Source organism: Arhodomonas sp. KWT, from assembly GCF_010993615.1.
The window spans coordinates 1-643 of record NZ_WNXE01000950.1 but is presented as its reverse complement, the minus strand read 5'-3'; the positions used below and the strand labels follow the sequence as shown (position 1 = coordinate 643).

The following is a 643-nucleotide window of genomic DNA, read 5'->3' as shown; positions in this document are numbered from 1 at the left end:
CCCATGGGCGCGGACCGCTTCTTCGACGGGGCGCATTTCGACCCGAAGGACCCGGCCGCGTGCCTGCGCGGCCCCGGTGTCGGCGCGGACGGGGACTGAGCCCGGGGGCGCCGCTTGGGGCTCCCGTCAGTCCATTATCAGGGAGCGGCTGGAGCAAAGACACTCCGGCCAGGGCGGTCATAAGAGCCCCAAATGCCCACAGGGCATACGTGCCGGGCGCCTCGTTACACACGTTGCGTTCCCGCATGCGGGAAGGCCTCGGCATCTCCGGAATCGGCATCGCAAGCAGCCCCGCCCTTTGCCCCGCGTAGCCGGTTCCCCAGGAGTAGTCGAGTTACCCGGTGGGACGACGTCCGCGCCAAGCCGCCGTCTGTGGGAGGGTTCGTTGCCATGTTGTTGCGCCGCGCCCGTCTGTCGCCAGGGACATGTCGTGGCTGTTTGGTTTACAATATTTAAATTGGAAACATAATTTTGTAAACCGGGGGCGACCATGATCGGTGACCGGATCAAGCAGGCACGTCATGCGGCCGGGCTGTCGCAACGCGCTCTGGCCGAGCGCGCACAGATTTCCGCTATGGCCGTGTCGAAATACGAGAACGGCAAGGCGACGCCGTCCTCGACAGTCTTGCTGTCCCTGGCAGAC

General features: G+C 65.0%; 1 protein-coding gene. It reads left to right on the top strand.

The window, feature by feature from the left end; all coding sequences use genetic code 11:
- Positions 1-490: 490 nt before the first annotated feature.
- Positions 491-643, top strand: a 153-nt coding sequence (locus G7A99_RS23495; RefSeq protein ID WP_163144460.1) for a helix-turn-helix domain-containing protein, incomplete at its 3' end; no start/stop codon positions are given.